The sequence below is a fragment of the Pseudonocardia alni genome (genome assembly GCF_002813375.1).
In the GTDB taxonomy this organism is placed as follows: domain Bacteria; phylum Actinomycetota; class Actinomycetes; order Mycobacteriales; family Pseudonocardiaceae; genus Pseudonocardia; species Pseudonocardia alni.
In genome coordinates this window covers 4,255,172-4,277,058 of record NZ_PHUJ01000003.1, presented here as the reverse complement: position 1 = coordinate 4,277,058, position 21,887 = coordinate 4,255,172, and the positions used below count along the sequence as shown (strand labels likewise).

The window sequence follows — 21,887 nt, the reverse complement described above, 5'->3', positions numbered from 1 at the left end:
TCGGTCGGCGGGCGGTCGGGGCCTCAGCGCTGAGGTTCGTTGCGCGAGCTGCGCTCACGCCTCCGGCGGGGTCCACTTGTCGGTGCGGGTCATGCCCGCCGCGCGGCCCTTGCCCGAGATCACCAGCGCCATCTTGCGGCTGGCCTCGTCGATCATCTCGTCGCCGATCATCGCCGCGCCGCGCTTGCCACCGGCCTCGGAGGTGAAGTACTCGTAGGCGTCGAGGATGTTCTCGGCGTGGTCGTAGTCGCTCTGCGCCGGGGAGAAGGTCTCGTTGGCGGCGTCGATCTGGCCGGGGTGCAGCACCCACTTGCCGTCGAAGCCCAGTGCCGCGGACCGGCCGGCGACCCGGCGGAACCCGTCGACGTCCTTGATCTGCAGGTACGGGCCGTCGATGGCCTGCTTGTCGTGCGCGCGGGCCGCCATCAGGATCGACATGAGGATGTGGTGGTAGGCGTCGCCCACGTCGTAGCCGGGGGGCTGCTCGCCGACGACCAGCGACTTCATGTTGATCGAGGCCATGAAGTCGGCCGGGCCGAAGATGATCGTCTCGACCCGCGGCGACGCGGTGGCGATGGCGTTGACGTTGGTCAGGCCCAGCGCGTTCTCGATCTGCGCCTCGATGCCGATCCTCCCGACCTCGAGACCGTTGGTCTTCTCGATCTGGGTCAGCAGCAGGTCGAGCGCGACGACCTGCTCGGGGGTCTGCACCTTCGGCAGCATGATCGCGTCGAGGTTGGCGCCGGCGCCCTCGACGACCTCGACGACGTCGCGGTAGGTCCACTCGGTGGTCCAGTCGTTGACCCGGACGACGCGGATCTTCTCGCCCCAGCCGCCCTCGTTGAGGGCCTCGACGATCGTCGTCCGCGCACCGGGCTTGGCCAGCGGGGCGCAGGCGTCCTCCAGGTCCAGGAAGACCTGGTCGGAGTTCAGCGTGCGAGCCTTGTCGATGAACTTCTGGCTCGATCCGGGCACGGCCAGGCAGGACCGGCGGGCGCGGAGGGTGGTGCTCACAGGCGGGCTCCTCGTCGAGATCGTCCTCGCCCGCGTCGCGGCGACGACGTCGTCACGACACGGGCGTTCGGGCTGGGGACTGATGCTGGCACGACGACGGCCGCGGCGCCCCGTCCAGGTGATTGGTTTCTCACCCGCCGGTGGTCAGGTGGGGTTACCCGTCGGTCACCCCTGTTCGGGAGGTGGGGTCAGGGAGCCCCTGGCCACCGCGACGACGGTCCCGCCGACCCAGCTCCCGACGGCCCGGCCGCCCTCGGTGCGCACGCCGGCGTACAACGTGGACGGACGGCCCATCTCCACCCCCTGGGTCACGACGAAGGAGTGCTCGCCGTCGTCGGTGACCAGGCCGCGGTCGGCGAGGAAGATCCCGAGCGCGACGGCGGCCGAGCCCGTCGCCGGGTCCTCGGGGACCCCGATCCCGATGCCGAACATGCGGGCGTGGACCCGCTCGGCGGTGGCGTCGACGGCGGCGACGAGCAGCCCGGTCGCGCCGCTGTCGGCGACCGCGGCGGCCAGCGCCGCGGGGTCGGGCACCGCGCGGGCGACCGCACCGGCGACGACGAGCAGGATCGCGAAGTCGGTCCCGGCACCGGCCACACCCGGCACGGCGGCGCCGTCGACGTCGTCGGGGCCGAGGCCGAGCGCGGCGGCGAGGCGGACGGCGTTCAGCTCGGCGCCGACCGACGGCGCGCCGCCCCACACCCGGGCGCCGGTGTCGTCGACCCGCACGGGCAGCAGCCCGGCCCCGCACTCCTGCACGCGGTCGCCCTCGCCGATGACGCCGTCACGGGCCAGCACCCAGGCCGTGCCGACGCTGGGGTGCCCGGCGAAGGGCAGCTCGGCGAGCGGGGTGAAGATCCGCACCCGGTAGTCGGCGCCGCTCTCGCCGTCGCCGGTCGGGGCCAGCGGGAACGTCGTCTCCGACAGGTTGAACTCCCGCGCGATCGCCTGCATCCGGGCCGTGGACAGCGCCTCGGCGCCGTGCACGACGGCCAGCGGGTTACCGGCGTACGGACGGTCGGTGAACACGTCGACGATGTCGTAGCGGAGGGGTTCGGGGCCCTGGCCGGGATCGTGCTGCGGCTCGTTCACGGCGGGCGAGCCTAGTCACACGTCCGGGGCGGTCGCGGTACCGCCGGGGGTTCTAGTCTCGGCGCCATGGCCTCGGTACGGGTGTTCGTCGCGCGGATGGCCGGCCTGGCCGTCTACGGCCCGGACGGTGAACGGATCGGCAAGGTCCGCGACGTCGTGGTCTCGCTGCGCGTGGACAGTCATCCACCGCGGGTGCTGGGCCTGGTCGTGGACCTGTCCGCACGCCGCAGCATCTTCGTGCCGATGCTGCGGGTCGCCGACATCGCGCCGACCGCGGTGACGCTGGCCAGCGGCTCGGTGAACCTGCGCTCGTTCGACCAGCGCCCGAACGAGACCCTCGTGCTCGGGCAGCTGCTGAACTCCCCCGCGACGGTGCGCGAGGGCGGGACCGAGGGCTCGGTCATCGACGTCGCGGTCGAGCCGAGCCGGACCCGGGACTGGGTGATCACCAAGGTGGCGCTGCGGTTCCGGCGGACCCGGCTGGCGCGCAGGCCGCGGGTCGAGGTGTTCGGCTGGGAGGCCGTGTCCGGGCTCGACGTCGCCGCCGCGCAGGGCGCGGACCGGCTGCTCGCGGTGTTCGACTCGATGCGCCCGGCCGACGTCGCCGCGGCACTGTCGCGGCTGCCCGACGACCGGCAGCGCCACGTCGTCGACGCCCTGGACGACGAGCGGCTCGCCGACGTGTTCGAGGAGTTGTCCGAGTCCGACCAGCGCGAGCTGCTCGGCTACCTCGACGACGACCGCGCCGCCGACGTCCTGGAGGCGATGAGCCCGGACGACGCGGCGGACCTGCTCGGCGAGCTCGACGACGACGAGGCGGGCCGGCTGCTGGAACTGATGGAGCCCGACGAGTCCGAGCCCGTGCGCCGCCTGCTGCGCTACGAGTGGGACACCGCGGGCGGCCTGATGACCCCGGAGCCGATCACCCTGGCGCCGGACGTGACCGTCGCCGAGGCGCTCGCCCGGGTGCGCAACCCGGAGGTGCCCCCGGCGCTGGCGTCGATGGTGTTCGTCGTCCGCCCGCCGACCGCGACCCCGACCGGGCGCTACCTGGGCTGTGTGCACACCCAGCAGCTGCTGCGGGCGGCACCGTTCGAGCTGGTCGCGGGCATGGTCGACGCCGACCTGCCGCAGCTGGGGCCCGAGGCCGGGCTCGGCGAGGTGACCCGCTACTTCGCCAGCTACAACCTGGTGGCGGGCCCGGTCGTCGACGCCGAGGACCACCTGCTGGGCGCGGTCACGGTCGACGACGTGCTGGACCACCTGCTGCCGCAGGGCTGGCGCGACCGCGACCTCGCCCCGGGCGAGGTGCACGGCGGCGCGGTGCGGGCCGCGGACGGCGCCGGCGACCGTACGCACGACGGGGAGGTGCACGGTGCCTGAGCCCGGGATCGGACGGCGGCTGGACCAGCCGCGCGTCGGGCGTCGGCGGTTCGAGGTGGACCCGGACGGCTTCGCCCGCTTCTCCGAGCGGATCGCCCGGTTCCTCGGGACGGGCCGCTTCCTCGCGATCCAGTCGGTGATCGTCGTCGTGTGGATCGCGCTGAACCTGGTCGCCTGGTCGATCCAGTGGGACCCGTACCCGTTCATCCTGCTCAACCTTGCCTTCTCCACCCAGGCCGCGTACGCCGCACCGCTGATCCTGCTGGCCCAGAACCGGCAGGACGACCGGGACCGGATCGCGCTGGACGAGGACCGGCGGCGCGCCGAGCGGACGAAGGCCGACACCGAGTTCCTCGCCCGGGAGCTGGCGGCGCTGCGCCTGGCCGTCGGGGAGACCGCGAGCCGGGACTACCTGCGCGGCGAGCTGGAGAAGCTGGGTGACCGGCTCGACGACGCCGTGGCCCGCAGCCGCGGCGAGGAGCTCCCGGTCGAGCCGGGTGCCCGGAAGAAGATGCGCAAGAAGGAACGCTGATCGCTCAGGAGCGGTCGGGGACCAGGCGGCCCATGATGCGCTCGAGCGCCGCGAGGTCGTCGGCGCCGAGCCGCTCCACGAAGTGCGCGCGGACCCCGCGCAGATGGGTGACCGCGGCGGTGCGCAAGCGGTCGTAGCCGGTGTCGGTGAGCCGGGCGGTGACCCCGCGGCCGTCGTCGGCGACCTTGGCCCGGGCGACGAGCCCGACCCGTTCCAGCCGGTCGACGAGCCGGGTGACCCCGGAGCGGGAGAGCAGCACGGCGTCGGCCAGCTCGGTCATCCGCAGCCGGTGGTCGGGCGCCTCGGACAGCTGGACCAGCACGTCGTAGGCGGCCAGGGACAGCTGCTGCTCGCCCTCCAGCTCGGTCTCGAGCTGCTTGGTGATGCCCGCGTGCGCGCGCAGGAAGCTGCGCCACGACGCGAGCTCGGCCGGGGTCGGGACCACGCGGCGGCGCGCCGGGTGCTCGCGCGTCGGGGCGCCGCTCGTGTCGTCCATCGCAGGGATGCTAGAGACACCCGCACCACCTCGTCAGCGCGGACGTGCCGCGCGACACCGCCGGTGACCCGGAGACCCCGGAACCACCCACGTAGCATGGGGTGACGCGAGAGGAAAGAGGTCGTAGGAGCCCATGTCCGTCACCGGCAGCACCAGCACCGTCGTCGAGGCCGTGCGCGCAGCCCTCGGCACCGTCGAGGACCCGGAGATCCACAAGCCGATCACCGAGCTGGGGATGGTCAAGAGCGTCGACGTCTCCGCCGACGGCCTCGCCCACGTCGGGGTCTACCTGACCGTCGCGGGCTGCCCGATGCGCGAGACGATCACCTCTCGCGTCACCGAGGCGGTCTCGAAGGTCCCCGGCGTCGAGCGGGTCGAGGTCGAGCTCGACGTGATGAGCGACGAGCAGCGCACCGAGCTGCGCCGTTCGCTGCGCGGCGACGCCGACGAGCCCGTCATCCCCTTCGCCCAGCCCGGCTCGCTGACCCGCGTGTTCTGTGTGGCGTCCGGCAAGGGCGGCGTCGGCAAGTCCTCGGTCACCGTCAACCTGGCCGCGGCCATGGCCCGGCGCGGGATGAAGGTCGGCGTGGTCGACGCCGACATCTACGGCCACTCGGTCCCACGCATGATCGGTGCCGCGGACCGGCCCACCAAGATCGAGAACATGATCATGCCGCCGCAGTCGCACGGCGTGAAGGTCATCTCGATCGGCATGTTCACCGACGGCAACACCCCGGTCGTCTGGCGTGGCCCGATGCTGCACCGCGCGCTGCAGCAGTTCCTCGCCGACGTGTTCTGGGGCGACCTGGACGTGCTGCTGCTCGACCTGCCCCCGGGTACCGGCGACGTCGCCATCTCCACCGCCCAGCTCGTGCCGAACGCCGAGCTGCTGGTCGTGACCACCCCGCAGCAGGCCGCCGCCGAGGTCGCCGAGCGGGCCGGGTCGATCTCCACCCAGACCCGCCAGCGCCTGGCCGGGGTCGTGGAGAACATGTCCTGGATGGAGATGCCCGACGGCTCGCGCAACGAGATCTTCGGCTCCGGTGGCGGGCAGATCGTCGCGGACTCGCTGAGCCGCACGGTCGGCACCACGGTGCCGCTGCTGGGCCAGATCCCGCTCGATGTCGCGCTGCGCGAGGGCGGCGACGCCGGCACCCCGATCGTGCTCGGCAAGCCCGAGTCGGCCGCGGCGCAGGCCCTCGACGCGATCGCGGAGAAGCTGACCGTGAAGGCCCGCGGTCTGGCCGGGATGAGCCTGAACATCTCTCCCGTCGGGCGCTGACCCGCACCTCCGACGACGACGAGGCCCCGCACACCGGCAGGTGTGCGGGGCCTCGTCCGTTCCCCCGGGGGCGGATCTCAGGACAGCGCGTCGTTCAGTGCCTTGGTCCAGAGCGCCAGGCCCTCGTCGACCTGCTCGGCGGTCACGACGAGCGCCGGGATCATCCGGACGACGTTGCCGTACACACCGCAGGTCAGCAGGAGCAGGCCCTGCGCGGCGGCCGCGGCGTGCACCTTGGCTGCGGTGGCGCCGTCGGGCTTGCCGTCGGCGTCGACGAACTCGATGCCGACCATCAGGCCCCGGCCGCGGACGTCGCCGATGGCGGCGATGCCCTGCGCGGCGTCCCGGACGCCGGCCAGGAGCTTCTCGCCCTGCACGCGGGCGTTCTCGACGAGGCCCTCGCCCTGTACGACCTCGAGCGTGGCGAGCGCGGCGGCACAGGCGACGGCGTTGCCGCCGTAGGTGCCGCCCTGCGAGCCGGGCCACGCCTTCTCCATGAGGGCCTTCGGCGCGGCGATGGCCGAGAGCGGGAAGCCGGACGCGAGCCCCTTGGCGGTGACGATGATGTCCGGGGTGAGGCCCTCGGCGTGCTGGTGGCCCCAGAACTTCCCGGTGCGGCCGTAACCGGTCTGGACCTCGTCGGCGATCAGCAGGATGCCGTGCCGGTCGGCGCGCTCGCGCAGCCCGTGCAGGAACGCGGGCGGGGTCGGGACGTAGCCGCCCTCGCCCAGCACCGGCTCGACGATGAACGCGGCGACGTCGGACGCCGGCGCGGTGCTCGCCAGCTGCCGGTCGAGCTCGGACAGGGCGAACGCGACGGCCTGCTCCTCGGACCAGCCGTAGCGGTAGGCGTAGGGGAAGGGCGCGAACGCGACCCCGCCCATCATCGGGGCGATCCCGGCCCGGATCTTCGCCCCGGAGGTGGTGAGCGCCGCGGCACCCATGGTGCGGCCGTGGAAGCCGCCGTCGAACGCGATGATCAGCTGCCGGCCGGTGGCCTGGCGGGCCAGCCGCACCGACGCCTCGACGGCCTCGGAGCCGGAGTTGGTGAAGAACACCGAGTCGATGCCCTCGGGCAGCACGTCGCCCATCCGCTCGACCAGCGTCAGCAACGGCTGGTGCATCACGGTCGTGTACTGGCCGTGGATCAGCGTGGCCACCTGCTCCTGGGCGGCCGCGACGACCGTCGGGTGGCAGTGCCCGGTGGAGGTGACGCCGATGCCGGCGGTGAAGTCGAGGTGGCGGCGCCCGTCGGTGTCGTACAGGTAGACGCCCTCACCGCGGGCGGCCTGGACCGGGGTGGCCTGCTTGAGCAGCGGGGACAGCTGTGCCATGGGTTCGCAGCTCCTGATGCGTCGAGGGTGGTGCGTCTCGGGTTGTCGAGTTGTCGACAATCCTAGGGAAGCACGGCCGGGTGGGTCCGGGCAAGGGTCGGTCGGGCCCGCCTTTGCTCTGCTCACCGATACGCAGCACGCGCCCGGAGTGCCCTGGCGCAGCGGCCCCGGACGGGCCCGCGATGCCGGGCGGACAGCCCTCGGCGGCGTCGAGATGCAGCTCAGCGGGAGTTGTCGATCTCCACCGCCCGCTGGGCTGCATCTCGGCGCACGCGCGACGCGGGTGGCCGGCCCGCCGTGCGGCCGCCCAGCGCCCGCGCGGGGCCGGTGCTGCGTATCGGTGAGCAGAGCAAAGGGACGAGCGACGAGCCCCCTCATCCCGGACGTGGCGACGAGGAAGGTCCTGGTCAGGCCAGTAGCGCGGCGATCACCAGCAGCACCGGGACGGCGACGACGGTCGAGGCCAGTGCCACGTCGCGGGCCAGCGGGACGGCGCGGTCGTAGCGCACGGCGTAACCGAACACGTTCTGCGCGGTGGGCAGGGCGGCCAGTACCACCGCGGCGAGCAGCGCCGGGCCGGTCAGGCCGAGCACGCCCGCAGCGAAGGCCCAGGCGATCAGCGGGTGCAGCACGTTCTTGATCAGGACGGCGGTCCACACCGAGCCCGCGGTCTCCCCCGCCCCGGGGCGGCGGGCGCCGTGCAGGGAGATGCCGAACGCGAGCAGCATGGCGGGCACCGCGAGGTCGGCGAGCAGCTCGACCGGGGCGGTCACCGGCTCCGGCAGCACGACGCCCGTCGCGGAGACGGTCAGCCCGGCGGCGGTGGCGATCGCGATCGGGTTGCGCAGCGGGGCGAGGGCGACCCGGACCCACCCGGGGCGTTCGCCGCGGCCGTCGCCGGGCAGGACGTCCATCAGGGTCGTGAACAGCGGGGTCAGGATCGCGAGCTGGAACAGCAGCACCGGGGCGACGGCGGCGGAGTCGCCGAGCACGTAGGCCGCGATCGGGATGCCGAGGTTGCCCGCGTTGACGTAGCCGGACGCCATCGACCCGACGACGACCTCGCCTGCCGGGCGGCGGCGCAGCAGCGCGACGGGCACGAACAGCAGGCAGGCCAGGGTGCTGGTGAGCGCGGTGACGACCAGCCCCGAGGACAGGACGGCGCCGACGTCCGAACGGCTGAGCGTGGTGAACAGCAGCGCGGGCGTCGCGACGAAGAAGGCGGTGCGGGCGAGGACCTTCGAACCCTGGTCACCGAGCAGGCCTCCGCGGCCGAGGACGTACCCGACGACCACGACGACGCCGATGACCAGGAAACCTTCGAGGACACCCACCACGTGCCGACATGTTACGTATGCGAACTAGTCCCCGGGGTGTCCGGCGGTTCGGTTCGCAGGCGCTCAGGCCGCCCCGGGCATCGCGGCGAGGATGCGGGTGACGGCGTCGTCCATGTGGGCGGCCAACCGGTCGAGCAGCAGCTCGGTGCGGCCGTCGCGCAGGGCGTCGCGCAGCCGTTCGTGCTCGGCGAGCAGCGCCCGGGCGGGCGGGGCCGTCTGCTGGAACGCGGCGAGGCACATCCGGGTCTCGACGAGCAGACCCTCGGTCATCCGGCGCAGCCGCGGGCTCCCCGACGCGGCGACGAGCGCGGCGTGGAAGTCGTGGTCGGCGTCGGCGAGGGCCACGGCGTCGCCCGCCTCGGCCGCGGCGGCCATCACGCCGAGCGGGATCTCCAGCGCGACGACGGCCGCCGCCCGGTCACCCTCAAGCACCTTGAGCGCCGCGGCCCGCTCGACGGCGGTGCGGGCCAGGTAGACGTCACGGACGTCGTCGGGACCGAGCTCGCGCACGAACAGGCCGCGGTGGCGTTCGCTGCGCAGCAGCCCCTCGGCGACGAGGCGCTGCATCGCCTCGCGCAGCGGGCCGCGGCTCACCCCCAGCCGGTTCGCGAGGTCCACCTCGCCGAGCTGGGTGCCCGGCGCGAACGTGCCGCGCATGATCGCCGCACGGATCCGGTCGGCGACGATCTCCGCGGTGGAGCGCCGGCTCACCGGCTCGAGCTCCGAGACGTCCAGGCCCACGACTCACCCTCTCCGGAACAGTGTCCCCAGGCCGGGACGGTCGACGTCGGCCCCGGCCACACGCAGGCCCTGCCAGATGCTCACCTGGTTCGCGGTCAGCACCGGCCTGCCCACGCGTGCGTCCAGCGCGTCGAGCACATCCACGGTGTGCAGCGCGGTGTCGGGCAGCAGCACCGCGTCGGCGCCGGGCGCGTCCGAGGCCACCGCGGCGGCGAACTCCAGCACGGTCTCCGGCGGCAACGTCCCGACCTCGGCGGCGGTGATGATGTCGCGGGCGGACAGCGTGTGCACGGAGATGTCGTGGTGGGTCAGGAAGTGCACGAAGGCGCCGGCGACGTCCGGCGGATAGGTCGCCCCGACCGCCACCGAGCGGATCCCGAGCCGCCGGCAGGCGTCGACGAAGGCGAACGACGTGCTCGACGTCGGCACCCCGGACACCCGTTCCAGCGCCGCGACCTGCCGGGCGGCGCCCTCGGGGCCGAAGATGAACGACCCCGAGGTGCAGGCCCAGACGACCGCGTCCAGCGGGCCCGCCTCCGCGGCGACCCGGCGCGCGCCGTCGGCGAGGACCTCGTCGCCGCCGATGGCGAGCAGCGCGTCCTCGCGGTGGGCGTCCTCGGGCATCTCGGTGTGGACGAGGGCGAGCCGACTGCCGTCGGTCAGCAGCTTCTCGGCGCGCGGGTAGTCGTCCTCGGCGGAGAAGCCCGGGTAGAGGAATCCGACCGTGCTCATGTTGTCGACAATCCTACAGAGACCGGGGTCATCGCAAGGGTCACGACGCCCGCGAGTAGACCAGCCGCTCCCCCACGCTGCCCGCGCGCCACACGTCGTGGCAGGCGGTCGCCATCTCCTCGAGCCCGTCGACGATGGTGGCGAACACGTTGCCCGGCACCCAGCCGACATCCCCGTTGAGCAGCAGGTTGTTGCGCCCGTAGAAGATCGCGAGGTCGATCCCGCCCTCGGCGGCGTCGATGCCCTGGTCGTCCTTGAACGCGCTGTCGAGCATCCCGCCGTGGAAGTCGAAGTAACAGACGTCGCCCGGGATGGGCGTGACCGTCGGGTTCTCCTGCCCGATCCGCGGGCCGAACCGCGGGACGATCGTGTAGACCTCGTTGCGGGCGTACTTGGCGTGCTGCGCGTCGCCACCCTGCGGGCCGTCGGCCAGCGCCTCCCAGACCGCCGCGGCGGTGCGCGGCGCCTCGGCCTCCAGCAGCCTCGCGGTGCACGCGACGCCACGCTTCGCGAGCTCGATCCTGATCAGCTTCGTCATCCGATCCCCCTGTCCGATACGCGGATTGTTGACAATCGTAGGTGTGCTTCCTAGCGTGTCAACGCCGCCCGACCTCCCTACCGACAGGATCTCCCGTTGCCGGTTTCCGCTGGTCAGGACCCCATCACCGTCGCCGTGCTGCACGGCGGGGAGACCCCGCCCGGCCTCGAGCGGCACGCCGGTGACGCACGTCTCCGCTTCGCCGCCGACGCCGGCGAGCTCGCCGCCGTACTGCCCGGCAGCGACGTGCTGCTCACCTGGGACTTCACCTCCGACGCCGTCAAGGACGTCTGGGAGGCCACCGACACCACGGCGCTGCGCTGGGTGCACACCGCCAGCGCCGGCGTCGACCGGGTCGCGTTCCCCGCCCTGCTCGCCTCGGGTGCGACGCTGACGAACTCGCGCGGGGTGTTCGACCGCCCGATCGCCGAGTTCGTGCTCGGCGCGGTGATCGCGTTCGCCAAGGACACCGCCCGCTCGCTCGCGCTGCAGCGGGAGCGGACCTGGCGCCACCGCGAGACCGAGACCGTCGCCGGGAAGGTCGCGACGGTCGTCGGGAGCGGGCCGATCGGGCGCGCCGTCGCCGACCTGCTGGGCGCGGTCGGGATGCGGGTGCGGCTGGTCGGCCGGCGCGCCGCGGACGGTGTGCACGCCTTCGACGAGCTGCCCGGCCTGCTGCCCGACACCGACCACCTGGTGCTCGCCGCCCCGCTGACCGACGCGACCCGCGGGATGCTGCACGCCGGGACGATCGCCCTGCTGCCCGAGCGGGCGCGGGTCGTCAACGTCGGCCGGGGCGCGCTCGTCGTGCAGGACGACCTGACCGACGCGCTCGCGACCGGGCGGCTCGCCGGCGCCGCCCTGGACGTGTTCGAGGTCGAGCCGCTGCCCGCGACCTCGCCGCTGTGGGCGATGGAGCACGTGCTCCTCTCCCCGCACATGTCCGGTGACGTCGTCGGCTGGAAGGACATGCTCGTCGAGCTGTTCGCCGACAACCTCGCGCGCTTCCGGGACGGCCGGGAGCTGCGCAACGTGGTGGATCCCGAACGTGGGTACGTGAGCTCATCCGCAGGAAAGGTGTGACTGCTGTGACGACCGCAGACCTCAGCGCGACCGAGCTGCTGGCGGGCTACCGCAGCGGCGAGATCTCGCCGGTGCAGGCCACCCGCGACGCGCTGGACCGGATCGAGGCGCACGACGGCGCGGTGAACGCGTTCTGCCTGGTCGACGCCGACTCGGCGCTGTCGCAGGCGAAGGACTCCGAGGCGCGCTGGCAGGCCGGGGAGCCGGTCGGGCCGCTGGACGGCGTCCCCACCTCGATCAAGGACATGCTCCTGACGATCGGCTGGCCGACCCGCCGCGGCTCGACGACCACGTCGCCGGACGGCCCGTTCGAGGTCGACGGTCCGCCGGTTGCCCGGGTCCGCGCCGCCGGGGCGGTGCTGATCGGGAAGAACACCACCCCCGAGCTGGCCTGGAAGGGCGTGACCGACTCGCCCCTGACGGGGGTCACCACCAACCCGTGGGACCCGACGAGGACGGCCGGCGGCTCGTCCGGCGGATCCGCATCCGCGGTGGGGCTGGGCATGGGCCCCCTGTCGCTGGGCACCGACGCAGGCGGCTCGGTCCGCATCCCGGCCGCGTTCACCGGCACCGTCGCGCACAAGCCGACCTACGGCCGGATCGCCCACTACCCCGGTTCGGCGTTCGGGACGCTCGCCCACGTCGGCCCGATGACCCGCACCGTCGCCGACGCCGCGCTGCTGCACGACGTCGTCGCGCAGCCCGACACCCGCGACCCGTGGGTGTTCGACGTGCCCCGCGAGTCCGCCGTCGAGCGGCTCGCCGGGGGCGCGCAGGGCCTGCGCATCGCGTTCTCCCCCACCCTGGGGTTCGTCGACGTCGACCCGGAGGTGGCGGCGCTGGTCGCCGAGGCGGTCGCGGTGTTCGCCCGTGAGCTCGGCGCGACCGTCGAGAATGCCGACCCCGGTTTCGCCGACCCGATCGAGCCGTTCCACACGCTCTGGTTCGCCGCGGCCGCGAAGTCCCTGGAGCCGGTCGGCGCCGAGGCCAGGAAGGCCATGGATCCGGCGCTGGTGGAGATCGCCGAGCAGGGCGCCGGGGTCTCGGCGCTGGACTACCTGGGCGCGATGGCCGTGCGCAACGAGCTGGGGACGCTGATGGGCGCGTTCCACTCCGAGTACGACCTGCTGCTCACCCCGACACTGCCGATCACCGCGTTCGAGGGCGGCCGTGAGGTCCCCGAGGGCTGGCACGACCCACGCTGGACGTCGTGGACGCCGTTCACGTACCCGTTCAACATGACCCAGCAGCCCGCGACGTCGGTGCCGTGCGGCTTCACCTCCGCCGGCCTGCCGGTGGGGCTGCAGGTCGTCGGGCCGCGGCACGCCGACGCCACGGTGCTGGCCGCCGCGCACGCCTACCAGCAGGCGACGACGCACCACCTGCGCAGGCCCCCGCTGCTGGGCTGACCCCGTCCCGCACGACGCCGGCGCCGCACCCCGGGATCGGGTACGGCGCCGGCGGAACGGGTGGGCTCAGGTGGCGTCCCAGTCGACCGGGGGCTTCTCGCCCGAGGTGAGCGGGGGCTGCGGCTCCCGGACGGGCGGCGGGGTGCTCGCGGTGGCCGCGCCCCCGGCCGCCGCCACGCCACCGGCCGCCGCGGCGGTCCCGGCGCCGGGGGCGAAGCCGTTCGGCTTGACCGGGCCGGCGAACCCGTCGTCGGAGAACAGGCTGCGGGTGATCGCGGTGCGCGGGTTGAGCGAGCGCAGGCTGCGCAGGTCGTTCAGCGGCTGCTGGATCTGGTCGAACTCCGGGCCCAGCTCCTTCTTCAGGTGGTCCTGGGCGCCGGTGGCGAACTCCTTGACCTTGCGCACGGCGCGGCCCAGCCACGCCGCCGCCTCGGGCAGCCGCTCCGGGCCGAGGATGAAGAGCCCCGCCACGACCAGGACGAGGATCTCCGGCATGCCGATGTTCTCGAACACAGCGCCAGCGTACGGGTACTAGCGCTGCCCGAGCGTGACGGTCACGGTGAGCGGTCGTCCCTGACGGACGAGACCCACCGGGACCTGCTCGCCGGGGGCGTGTTCGCGGACGGCGACGACGAGCTCGTCGGCACTGGCGATGGGGCGCCCGGCGACGTCGACGACGACGTCGCCGTCGGCGATCCCGGCCGCGGCCGCCGGTCCCCCGGCGACGACGTTCTGCACCTGGGCGCCGTCGGTGGCGCCGTCGGTGACCGAGCGGGCGTTGACACCGAGGTCGGCGTGCGCCACGCGGCCGGTCCGGATGAGCTCCTCGGCGATGGCGCGGGCGTCGTCGATCGGGATGGCGAAGCCCAGGCCGATCGAGCCGCCCTGTGCCCCGGACTCGGCGCTGCCCGCGCTGCGGATCGCGGTGTTGATGCCGACGACGGCGCCGGTCGCGTCCACCAGTGGGCCGCCGGAGTTGCCGGGGTTGATCGCGGCGTCGGTCTGCACGGCGTCGATCACCGCGTCGCCCGCACTGCCCTCGGGGTCGAGCCGCACCGGGCGGTCGACGGCCGACACGATCCCCGTCGTCACCGTGCCCGCCAGGCCGAACGGCGACCCGATAGCGATCACCGCGTCACCGACGGCGAGCTCGCCGGAGCGGCCGATCGCGGCGACCGTCGGGTTCGCGACGGGCACCTTGACCACCGCGAGGTCGGTCATCGGGTCCGCACCGACCACGGTGGCCGGGACGCGGGAGCCGTCGGAGAACAGGGCCTCGATGGTGCCCTGGCCGGGTCCGGTCGCCGGCGCGACGACGTGGTCGTTGGTGAGCACGTAGCCCGCGGGGTCGATCACGACGCCGGAGCCGTTGCCCGCCTGGTTGCCGACGGTCACCTCCAGCGAGACGACCGCGGGCAGCACCCGTGAGGCGACCTCCGACACCGAGCCGGGCGGCCGTTCCCGGGCGGGCTCGGTCGCGCTGAGCACGGCTCCGGGGCTGGTCAGTGCGCTCGCCGCGGTGGCCGTCCAGTGCCCGACCAGGCCGCCTGCCGCACCGACGACGAGGGCGAGCACGCCGAGCAGCGCCAGCGCGCGCGGCTGCACCCGCTTGCCGAACAGGACCTCGCGGACGCTCAGCCGGGGGCCGTCGGGCCGGGGACCCTCACCGGGGTCGTCGCCGTCGCCGGGCGGTGGGGCGGCGACGACCGGCGTGCCCGGGTCGCGCCAGGGGTCGCCGGTCGAGCCGCCGGGCCAGAACGGGTCCTGCTCGGCGCTCTGCTCACCACCGCGCAGCGCGTCGCCCGACGCACCGGGCGGACGCTGCAGACCACCGGCGGGGTCGCCGTCCGGTGCGCGGTCCGGGCGGCCGAACGCGCGGGCGACCGCGGCGGTCGGTGGGGGCACCGTCGGCAGCGACCCGTTCGACCCGAGGTGCGGCGACGGCGGCGCGAACGAGCTGCCGACGCCGTCCGGGCGGCCGAAGGCGGCCTGCTCGCCGGGGTCGGTCGCGGGACGGTCCAGCGGGCGGGGGCGCAGCCGCGGCGGGGCGGAGCCGTGGGCCTCCGGGTCGGCCGCGCCGTCCGGGCGGGCGCCGCGGTCGTCGCTCACCGGGTCACCCCGGAGTCCGGGGAGACTGCTCCCGACGATCGATCAGCCGGCACGGCGTCCACCCAGTACACCCGCTCAGCCTGCCCGGCGGGCGGTGAAGTCGGTGTATCGGTGACGCGTCAGCGCGTCGGCGAGATGTCGGCGTCACCGGCCGGCGTGGCCGAGGTCGTCGGCGACAGCGGCGCACCGGTCGAGTCCACCGTGGTGGCGGCCGGGACGGCCGTCCGCCGCGACGAGGCGGGCACCGGGGTGGCCGCGAACCGGGCGACGGCCGCGGCACCCGGGCCGGGGACGGCCGGCCCGGTCGGGGTGGCGGTCGTGGCGGCGGGCAGGCCGAACGCGAGCGCGCCGAGCGCCAGCCCGGACACGGCGGCACCGGTGCCCAGACGCACCCGTCGCGACCGCCCGGCGCGACGGCCGTGGTCGCCCTCGACCGGCGCCGGGCGCAGCACCGACACGAGCTGGCCGTCCGGGGTGAGCGACAGGCCCGCCGGCGGCGGGGGCAGCTCGGTGTCCTGCGGGATCGCGCGCAGCGTCGACATCAGCGACGGCGGCAGCGTGGGGGCGTCGGCACCGCGCAGCGCGGTGCGGGCCCGCCGCTGCTCGGCGACCTCCACCGCGCAGTCGGTGCAGCGCTCGAGGTGGCGGGTGGCGCGGTCGTGCGGGCCGGCGGCCAGCTCGTCGTCCACGAAGGCGACGACCGCCTCGAGCGTCAGGTGGGTCGTCCCCCAGTCCGGGGGGACGACCTGGAAACGCCGTCGCTCGGTCACGGGACCAACTCTGCCACCGGACCGCGGTCGGATGCCACCGCCTGCTCCTCCGCCGCGGCCGCGCGGTGCCGCTCCAGCGACGCTCGCAGCGCGGTCCGACCCCGGTGGATGCGGCTGCGGACGGTGCCGAGCTTCACCCCGAGGGTGGCGCCGATCTCCTCGTAGGACAGGCCCTCGACGTCGCACAGGACGACGGCGACCCGGAAGTCCGGGGGCAGCTCGTCCAGCGCGGCCTGCAGGTGCGGGTCGAGGTGGTTGATCGCGAACACGGTCTCGGGCTCGGGGCCACCGCCCGGGAGACGGTCGGTGTCCTCGGGCAGGCCCTCCATCCGCAGCCGGGCGCGGCGGCGGACCATGTCGAGGAACAGGTTCGTGGTGATGCGGTGCAACCAGCCCTCGAAGGTGCCCGGCTTGTAGGACGCCAGGGACCGGAACACCCGGATGAAGGTCTCCTGGGTGAGGTCCTCCGCGTCGTGCTGGTTGCCGGACAGGCGGTAGGCGAGTCGGTAGACGCGGTCGGCGTGCTCCCGGACGACCTCGTCCCAGGTGGGCGGGGTCCAGTCGGCACCCTCACCGGGGCGGGTACCGGCGGCGGCGTCCCGGAACGGGGCGTCGTCGGTTGCGCGAGGGGCGGACATCGGGGCGGGGCACCTCCGTGGAGTCGCGACCGTGTCGTGGTGTCGATCGGCCGCGCGGCTTCGTTCGTTGCACCACAGACTGCCCGCCACCCATGAGGAGGATGTGAAACCCGTCTGAGAGAAGTCTGTGAAACCGACGACGGATCATGCGGCGATAATCTTGCGCCATGAGCACACCCGCGGGGGCGGCCGCGTACGCCGAGGGCTACCTCGCCGAGGACGACGCGTGCGGCGAGGCCCGCGCACTGGGCACGGCGGCGGGCGCGCACCCCATCTCCGCGGCGGGCGGGGCGGCGCTGTCGGTGCTGGCCGCGACGGTCTCCGCGCGGGCCGTCGTCGAGATCGGGACCGGAGCCGGGGTGAGCGGGCTGTACCTCCTGCGCGGCATGGCCGGCGACGGGACGCTGACCACCATCGACGTCGACCCGGAGCTGCAGCGTTCGGCCCGGCGCACCTTCCTCGCCGCCGGGTACGGACCCGGGCGCGCGCGGCTGATCAACGGGATGGCACTGGAGGTGCTGCCGCGACTGACCGACGGCGGCTACGACCTCGTCGTCGCCGACGCCGTCCCCGCCGAGTACCCCGGCTACCTGGCCGAGGCGATCCGGCTGCTGCGCCCCGGCGGGGTGCTGGTGCTGGAGGGTGTGCTCGACGGTGGCCGGGTCGCCGAGCCCGGTGCCGTGCACGGTCCGGGTACGGCCGCACTGCGCGAGACCGCCGCGCTGGTCCGCGACGACGAGCGCCTGCTGTCGGCGCTGCTGCCGGTCGCGGACGGGATGCTCTGCGCCGTCCGCAGGTGAGCGGAGCGAACGCGGCATCGACACCGCAGGTGAGCGCGGAGCCGCAGGTCGGCGCTACTGCGCCGTGACGCCCTTGCCGAGGACGACGACGCCGCCGTTGGAGACGGTGTAGCGGCTGCGGTCGAGGTTCAGGTCGACGCCGATCAGCGCGCCGTCGGGGACGACGACGTTCTTGTCGAGGATCGCCCGGCGCACGACCGCGCCCCGGCCGATCCGGGCGCCCGGCAGCACGACCGAGTCCGAGACCTCGGCGCCGCCCGACACCGACACGTTCGGGCTGATGACCGACCGGCGCACGATCGCCCCGGAGATGATCGTGCCCGCGCCGACGATCGAGTCCTGCGCGATGCCGCCCTCGACGAACTTCGCCGGCGGCAGCGCGGGCATCGCGGTGCGGATGGGCCAGCGCTGGTTGTAGAGGTTGAAGATCGGGTGCACCGAGACGAGGTCGGTGTGCGCGTCGTAGTACGCGTCGATGGTCCCGACGTCGCGCCAGTAGCCGGCGTCGCGCTCGGTGGCGCCGGGGACGACGTTGTCGGCGAAGTCGTAGACGTGCGCGTCACCCTTGGCGACGAGCGCCGGGATGATGTCCCCGCCCATGTCGTGGTCGGAGTCGGCGTTCGCCGCGTCGGCCTTCAGCGCGTCGAGCAGTGCCTCGGTGGTGAACACGTAGTTGCCCATCGAAGCGAAGGTCACCTCGGGGTCGTCCGGCACGTGCGGCGGGTCGGACGGCTTCTCCAGGAACTCGGTGATGCGGCCGGTCTCGTCGGAGGCGATGCAGCCGAACGCCTTGGCCTCGGCCCGCGGCACCCGGATCCCCGCGACGGTGACGCCCGCGCCGGACTCGGCGTGCTGGGCGATCATCTGCGCCGGGTCCATCCGGTAGACGTGGTCGGCGCCGAACACGGCGATGTACTCGGGCTGGTCGTCGTAGACCAGGTTGAGGCTCTGGAAGATCGCGTCCGCCGAGCCGGTGTACCAGCGCCTGCCGAGCCGCTGCTGGGCCGGGACGGTGGTGATGTACTGGTCGAGCACCGACGACAGCCGCCACGTCGTCGAGATGTGCCGGTCCAGCGAGTGCGACTTGTACTGGGTCAGCACGCACAGCCGGTCCATCCCGCAGTTCACGAGGTTGGACAGCACGAAGTCGATGAGCCGGTAGTTGCCACCGAACGGGACGGCGGGCTTGGCACGGTCCGCGGTGAGCGGCCAGAGCCGCTTCCCCTCGCCACCGGCCAGCACGATGCCGAGAACCCTTCCGGGAAGACGTCCGGACGCGGTCGGTCGCATGGCGTGAACACTAGTGGGCGCCCGGTGGCGGGGCCATACGTCCGGCCCCGCCGGGCAGGGTCGGACCGGATCGGACGCAGCGATCGCCCGGCGGACTCCTCGCGCCGCGTCCGCCCGCCCGCCCCGGTAGCGTCCCGGCCCGTGCGCGTCGGCCTTCTCACCCGTGAATACCCGCCCGCCGTCTACGGCGGCGCCGGAGTCCACGTGGGACATCTCGTCCCCGCCCTGCGGGAGCTCGTCGACGTCGACGTGCACTGCTTCGCCGAACCGGGCAGCAACGCCCCGGCCGACGCGCGCGCACACTCCGCGCCGCCGCTGCCGGACGGGGCGAACGCGGCGCTGACCACGCTCGGGGTGGACCTGTCGATGGCCGCCGAGCTGGAGCGCTGCGACGTGCTGCACTCCCACACCTGGTACGCCAACATGGCGGGCCACATCGGCGGTCTGCTGCACGGGCGCCCGCACGTGGTCACGGCCCACTCGCTGGAGCCGCTGCGGCCGTGGAAGGCCGAGCAGCTCGGCGGCGGGTACCGGCTGTCGTCGTGGGTGGAGCGGACCGCCTACGAGGCGGCGGACGCCGTCATCGCGGTCTCCCACGGCATGCGCCGCGACGTGCTGAACGCCTACCCCGCGATCGACCCGGACCTGGTGCACGTGGTGCACAACGGCATCGACACGCAGTTCTACGCGCCCGACCCGGCCCGCGACGCGCTGCTCGCCCACGGCGTCGACCCGGACCGGCCGCTCGTGGTGTTCGTCGGCCGGATCACCCGGCAGAAGGGCCTCGGGCACCTGGTCGCGGCGGCACACCGGTTCGACCCGTCGGCGCAGGTCGTGCTCTGCGCGGGCGCCCCGGACACGAAGGAGATCGCGGCCGAGACCGAGCGGGCGGTGGCGGAGCTGTCCGCCTCGCGCGACGGCGTCGTGTGGATCCAGCGGATGCTCGCCACCGCCGAGGTCCGCCAGCTGCTGTCGGCGGCGACGGTGTTCGTGTGCCCCTCGGTCTACGAGCCGCTGGGCATCGTGAACCTGGAGGCGATGGCCTGCGGTACGGCCGTGGTCGCCTCCGACGTCGGCGGGATCCCGGAGGTCGTCGACGACGGCGCGACCGGCCTCCTCGCGCACTACGACCCGGCCGACACCGCCGCGTTCGAGGCGGCACTGGCCGAGGCGGTCAACGCGCTGGTCGCGGACCCGCGGCGGGCCGCGACGATGGGTGAGCGGGGCCGGGAGCGCGCGGTCGCCGAGTTCGCCTGGGCCGAGATGGCCCGGCGGACGCTGGAGGTCTACGAGTCGGTGGCCTGAGGCCCGTCACCAGGCCCCGGGTACGACGACGGCGGGACCGGTTCCCCGGCCCCGCCGCGTCGTGTCCGTTCCGTCGGCCGTCAGCCGACGGTCGACTTCAGCGCCTCACTGAGGTCGGTGGCCTCGTCCGGGGTCATCTCGACGACGAGACGCCCGCCGCCCTCGAGCGGGACGCGCATCACGATGCCCCGGCCCTCCTTGGTGACTTCCATGGGCCCGTCGCCGGTGCGGGGCTTCATCGCGGCCATTCGTCCGTCCTCCGTCAACATCCACAACTGTCGTTCCCCGGTGCGCGCTCGGGGCACGCGCCGACCGTGGGACCACATTGTCCCCCATCACCGGCGCCGAGGTGCAACCGAGGCGATCACGGCTCGGCAGCGATACCCGCGGCGTTCACGCAGCGCAACGGCCCGGCGACGCTACGGCGACCCCGGTCCGGTCCGCCGCGGGCCCTCCGGGGCGGCCCCGGCACGCCAGCAGTACGCGACGTGGTCGTCGACCAGACCGGTCGCCTGCATGAGTGCGTAGCAGGTGGTGGGACCGACGAACCGGAAGCCGCGCTTCTTGAGCGCCGTCGACAACGCCGTCGACGCGGGCGTGGAGCCGGGGACGTCGGACAGCCGTGCCGGGCGCGGGTGGTCGGCCGGGTCGGGTGCGTAGGAGGCGAGGAACGCGCCGAGGTCGTCACCGGCGTCGAGGAGGTCGAGCACGGCGCGGGCGTTGGAGATCGTGGCCTCGATCTTCATCCGGTTGCGCACGATCCGGGCGTCGCCGAGGAGGCGGGTCACGTCGTCGTCGCCGAAGCGGGCGACCGTGTCCGGGTCGAAGCCGGCGAAGACCTCGCGGAACGCCGGGCGCTTGCGCAGCACGACGATCCAGGACAGCCCGGACTGGAACGCCTCCAGGCTCATGCGCTCGAACCAGGCCGCGGTGCCGTGGACGGGGCGGCCCCACTCGTCGTCGTGGTAGGCGACGTAGTCCGGTGCCGAGAGCGCCCAGTCGCAGCGGGGGCGGTCGTCGTGGGCCGCGGGGTCGGGCGATGTCACCGGCCGGCCCGGTAGCGGTCCTCGGTCCGCTCGGCCATCCCGCGCAGCGAGTGCGCGACCCCGGCACGGAACGCGGGGCGCACCAGCGGCCAGCCGAACCGGCCGAGCGCACCGAGCGGCAGGTCGAGCAGCTCGGTCCACAGGAACCGCGACCGCGCCGGGCCCAGCTCCACGACGACGAACACGCCGTCGCCGCGGATCACGGTGCCGGTGTGGGTGACGACGATCCGCCGCTCACCCGTCGCACCGGCGGGCGGTTCGGTCCACTCGGTGACCCGCATCGTGTCGGCGACGCCGAGCGGCCCGACCCCGGTGACCGCGCGCAGCTCGGTGCCGACCGAGCGGCCGTCGCCCGCGGTGATCTCGACGGTCGTGCCGAGCATCCAGTCCGACTGGCCCTCGAGGTCGGAGACGACCTCCCACAGGACGTCGGCGGGCACGTTGACGTCGACCGGGACCGTCAGTTCCACCCGGCCGCCACCGGCCGGGCGCACGCCCGGGGTGCGGTCGCCGACCTCGCCGTCGCGGCCGTCCCCGCTCCTGCCTGCGGTACCGCCGTCACCACTGCCGTCGTTGCTCGTCACCCGGGTCCTCCTCGGCGCGCATCCGCGCGATCGTCGCCTCCAACCGGGCCACCCGGTCGGCCAGCTCGTGCCGGTCGGTCCGGACCCGGTCCAGCTCGCCGGCCAACCGGTCGAGTGCCCAGTCCACCTCAGCCATCCGGTATCCGCGCAGCACCTGCTGGAAACGCAGGTCGCGGACGTCGGTTCCGGAGACCTCGCGGGCGGGCAGCCGGGTGGGTGTCGCGTCCGGGGCGAGCGGGGCGAGCTCCTCCCCGCGGCCGAAGACCGCGGCCGCCAACACGAACACCAGCGCGGCGACGCCGGCCAGCACGAGCACGTACGCGAGGGCGGTCCCCATGCCGCCATCTCATCACGCCGGTCCGACGACGGGTC

24 protein-coding genes are annotated in these 21,887 nt (G+C 74.1%); 7 read left to right on the top strand and 17 right to left on the bottom strand.

Going from position 1 to position 21,887, the window contains the following annotated elements; all coding sequences use genetic code 11:
• Positions 1-54: 54 nt before the first annotated feature.
• Positions 55-1,014 (bottom strand): HpcH/HpaI aldolase/citrate lyase family protein, encoded by a 960-nt coding sequence (locus ATL51_RS21220; protein WP_062400493.1) that lies wholly within the window; start codon positions 1,012-1,014, stop codon positions 55-57.
• A gap of 165 nt (positions 1,015-1,179) precedes the next feature.
• The gene (locus ATL51_RS21215; protein ID WP_100879711.1) at positions 1,180-2,106 is read right to left on the bottom strand and encodes a PhzF family phenazine biosynthesis protein; all 927 of its coding nucleotides are present in this window, start codon (positions 2,104-2,106) and stop codon (positions 1,180-1,182) included.
• Between the two features lie 66 nt (positions 2,107-2,172).
• Here ATL51_RS21215 and ATL51_RS21210 point away from each other — a divergent pair, with 66 nt between their 5' ends.
• Positions 2,173-3,489 carry a magnesium transporter MgtE N-terminal domain-containing protein gene (locus tag ATL51_RS21210; protein WP_301549117.1) on the top strand — a complete coding sequence of 439 codons (1,317 nt, stop codon included), beginning with the start codon at positions 2,173-2,175 and terminating at the stop codon, positions 3,487-3,489.
• Positions 3,482-4,021, top strand: a complete 540-nt coding sequence (locus ATL51_RS21205) for a DUF1003 domain-containing protein (protein ID WP_301549116.1) — start codon at positions 3,482-3,484, stop codon at positions 4,019-4,021. The genes ATL51_RS21210 and ATL51_RS21205 overlap by 8 nt, the downstream gene beginning before the upstream one ends.
• 4 nt (positions 4,022-4,025) lie before the next feature.
• Here the strand turns inward: ATL51_RS21205 and ATL51_RS21200 are convergent, their stop codons facing one another.
• Positions 4,026-4,517, bottom strand: coding sequence for a MarR family winged helix-turn-helix transcriptional regulator (locus ATL51_RS21200; RefSeq protein ID WP_100879710.1), 492 nt, complete (start codon positions 4,515-4,517; stop codon positions 4,026-4,028).
• 133 nt (positions 4,518-4,650) lie between these two features.
• Between ATL51_RS21200 and ATL51_RS21195 the strand changes: the two genes are divergently transcribed.
• Entirely contained in the window at positions 4,651-5,799 is a 1,149-nt protein-coding gene (locus ATL51_RS21195) for an Mrp/NBP35 family ATP-binding protein (RefSeq protein WP_062400483.1), read from the top strand.
• A 77-nt stretch (positions 5,800-5,876) separates the two neighbouring features.
• Here ATL51_RS21195 and ATL51_RS21190 read toward each other — a convergent pair whose 3' ends face one another.
• From ATL51_RS21190 to ATL51_RS21170, 5 genes are all read right to left on the bottom strand, one after another.
• Positions 5,877-7,133 carry an aspartate aminotransferase family protein gene (locus ATL51_RS21190; RefSeq protein WP_100879709.1) on the bottom strand — a complete coding sequence of 419 codons (1,257 nt, stop codon included), beginning with the start codon at positions 7,131-7,133 and terminating at the stop codon, positions 5,877-5,879.
• Between the two features lie 407 nt (positions 7,134-7,540).
• On the bottom strand, positions 7,541-8,470 hold the full coding sequence (locus tag ATL51_RS21185; protein ID WP_100879708.1) for an AEC family transporter: 930 nt from the start codon (positions 8,468-8,470) through the stop codon (positions 7,541-7,543).
• Between the two features lie 63 nt (positions 8,471-8,533).
• On the bottom strand, positions 8,534-9,205 hold the full coding sequence (locus ATL51_RS21180) for a GntR family transcriptional regulator (RefSeq protein ID WP_202416334.1): 672 nt from the start codon (positions 9,203-9,205) through the stop codon (positions 8,534-8,536).
• Between the two features lie 9 nt (positions 9,206-9,214).
• Positions 9,215-9,943 carry a maleate cis-trans isomerase family protein gene (locus ATL51_RS21175; protein ID WP_100879707.1) on the bottom strand — a complete coding sequence of 243 codons (729 nt, stop codon included), beginning with the start codon at positions 9,941-9,943 and terminating at the stop codon, positions 9,215-9,217.
• Positions 9,944-9,983: 40 nt separating this feature from the next.
• Positions 9,984-10,481 carry a DUF3830 family protein gene (locus ATL51_RS21170; RefSeq protein WP_100879706.1) on the bottom strand — a complete coding sequence of 166 codons (498 nt, stop codon included), beginning with the start codon at positions 10,479-10,481 and terminating at the stop codon, positions 9,984-9,986.
• Positions 10,482-10,577: 96 nt separating this feature from the next.
• Here ATL51_RS21170 and ATL51_RS21165 point away from each other — a divergent pair, with 96 nt between their 5' ends.
• Positions 10,578-11,564, top strand: coding sequence for a D-2-hydroxyacid dehydrogenase (locus ATL51_RS21165; protein WP_100879705.1), 987 nt, complete (start codon positions 10,578-10,580; stop codon positions 11,562-11,564).
• Positions 11,565-11,569: 5 nt separating this feature from the next.
• Positions 11,570-12,973 (top strand): amidase, encoded by a 1,404-nt coding sequence (locus ATL51_RS21160; RefSeq protein WP_073577748.1) that lies wholly within the window; start codon positions 11,570-11,572, stop codon positions 12,971-12,973.
• Positions 12,974-13,039: 66 nt separating this feature from the next.
• Here the strand turns inward: ATL51_RS21160 and tatB are convergent, their stop codons facing one another.
• From tatB to sigE, 4 genes are all read right to left on the bottom strand, one after another.
• Positions 13,040-13,486, bottom strand: a complete 447-nt coding sequence (gene tatB, locus ATL51_RS21155; RefSeq protein ID WP_100879703.1) for a Sec-independent protein translocase protein TatB — start codon at positions 13,484-13,486, stop codon at positions 13,040-13,042.
• Between the two features lie 18 nt (positions 13,487-13,504).
• The gene (locus tag ATL51_RS21150) at positions 13,505-15,082 is read right to left on the bottom strand and encodes a S1C family serine protease (protein ID WP_083659008.1); all 1,578 of its coding nucleotides are present in this window, start codon (positions 15,080-15,082) and stop codon (positions 13,505-13,507) included.
• A 119-nt stretch (positions 15,083-15,201) separates the two neighbouring features.
• Positions 15,202-15,852, bottom strand: coding sequence for an anti-sigma factor family protein (locus ATL51_RS21145; RefSeq protein WP_100879701.1), 651 nt, complete (start codon positions 15,850-15,852; stop codon positions 15,202-15,204).
• Entirely contained in the window at positions 15,849-16,490 is a 642-nt protein-coding gene (sigE, locus tag ATL51_RS21140; RefSeq protein ID WP_062400471.1) for an RNA polymerase sigma factor SigE, read from the bottom strand. Before sigE ends, ATL51_RS21145 begins: the two co-directional genes overlap by 4 nt.
• Before the next feature lie 167 nt (positions 16,491-16,657).
• Here sigE and ATL51_RS21135 point away from each other — a divergent pair, with 167 nt between their 5' ends.
• Positions 16,658-17,290: an O-methyltransferase gene (locus tag ATL51_RS21135; RefSeq protein ID WP_100879700.1), complete on the top strand. Its 633-nt coding sequence runs from the start codon at positions 16,658-16,660 to the stop codon at positions 17,288-17,290.
• A 54-nt stretch (positions 17,291-17,344) separates the two neighbouring features.
• Here the strand turns inward: ATL51_RS21135 and glgC are convergent, their stop codons facing one another.
• On the bottom strand, positions 17,345-18,580 hold the full coding sequence (gene glgC / locus ATL51_RS21130) for a glucose-1-phosphate adenylyltransferase (RefSeq protein ID WP_073577744.1): 1,236 nt from the start codon (positions 18,578-18,580) through the stop codon (positions 17,345-17,347).
• Between the two features lie 141 nt (positions 18,581-18,721).
• On the opposite strand from glgC, the gene glgA reads away from it, so the two are divergent.
• Positions 18,722-19,885 (top strand): glycogen synthase, encoded by a 1,164-nt coding sequence (gene glgA, locus ATL51_RS21125; protein WP_100879699.1) that lies wholly within the window; start codon positions 18,722-18,724, stop codon positions 19,883-19,885.
• A gap of 80 nt (positions 19,886-19,965) precedes the next feature.
• Here glgA and ATL51_RS21120 read toward each other — a convergent pair whose 3' ends face one another.
• The 4 genes from ATL51_RS21120 to ATL51_RS21105 form a co-directional block, all read right to left on the bottom strand.
• On the bottom strand, positions 19,966-20,133 hold the full coding sequence (locus ATL51_RS21120) for a DUF3117 domain-containing protein (RefSeq protein WP_010241564.1): 168 nt from the start codon (positions 20,131-20,133) through the stop codon (positions 19,966-19,968).
• 171 nt (positions 20,134-20,304) lie between these two features.
• Positions 20,305-20,931 (bottom strand): DNA-3-methyladenine glycosylase I, encoded by a 627-nt coding sequence (locus ATL51_RS21115; protein WP_100879698.1) that lies wholly within the window; start codon positions 20,929-20,931, stop codon positions 20,305-20,307.
• Complete coding sequence (locus tag ATL51_RS21110; RefSeq protein ID WP_392567378.1) at positions 20,928-21,515, bottom strand: SRPBCC family protein; 588 nt, start codon at positions 21,513-21,515, stop codon at positions 20,928-20,930. The genes ATL51_RS21115 and ATL51_RS21110 overlap by 4 nt, the downstream gene beginning before the upstream one ends.
• Complete coding sequence (locus ATL51_RS21105) at positions 21,490-21,852, bottom strand: DivIVA domain-containing protein (RefSeq protein ID WP_073577741.1); 363 nt, start codon at positions 21,850-21,852, stop codon at positions 21,490-21,492. Before ATL51_RS21105 ends, ATL51_RS21110 begins: the two co-directional genes overlap by 26 nt.
• Between the last annotated feature and the right edge of the window lie 35 nt (positions 21,853-21,887).

Coding starts and splice junctions, on each gene's coding strand:
- ATL51_RS21210 (WP_301549117.1), top strand. CDS start 2,173: ATGGCCTCGGTACGGGTGTTCGTCGCGCGGATGGCCGGCCTGGCCGTC.
- ATL51_RS21200 (WP_100879710.1), bottom strand. CDS start 4,517: ATGGACGACACGAGCGGCGCCCCGACGCGCGAGCACCCGGCGCGCCGC.
- ATL51_RS21195 (WP_062400483.1), top strand. CDS start 4,651: ATGTCCGTCACCGGCAGCACCAGCACCGTCGTCGAGGCCGTGCGCGCA.
- ATL51_RS21190 (WP_100879709.1), bottom strand. CDS start 7,133: ATGGCACAGCTGTCCCCGCTGCTCAAGCAGGCCACCCCGGTCCAGGCC.
- ATL51_RS21175 (WP_100879707.1), bottom strand. CDS start 9,943: ATGAGCACGGTCGGATTCCTCTACCCGGGCTTCTCCGCCGAGGACGAC.
- ATL51_RS21170 (WP_100879706.1), bottom strand. CDS start 10,481: ATGACGAAGCTGATCAGGATCGAGCTCGCGAAGCGTGGCGTCGCGTGC.
- sigE (WP_062400471.1), bottom strand. CDS start 16,490: ATGTCCGCCCCTCGCGCAACCGACGACGCCCCGTTCCGGGACGCCGCC.
- ATL51_RS21135 (WP_100879700.1), top strand. CDS start 16,658: ATGAGCACACCCGCGGGGGCGGCCGCGTACGCCGAGGGCTACCTCGCC.
- glgC (WP_073577744.1), bottom strand. CDS start 18,580: ATGCGACCGACCGCGTCCGGACGTCTTCCCGGAAGGGTTCTCGGCATC.
- ATL51_RS21120 (WP_010241564.1), bottom strand. CDS start 20,133: ATGGCCGCGATGAAGCCCCGCACCGGCGACGGGCCCATGGAAGTCACC.
- ATL51_RS21105 (WP_073577741.1), bottom strand. CDS start 21,852: ATGGGGACCGCCCTCGCGTACGTGCTCGTGCTGGCCGGCGTCGCCGCG.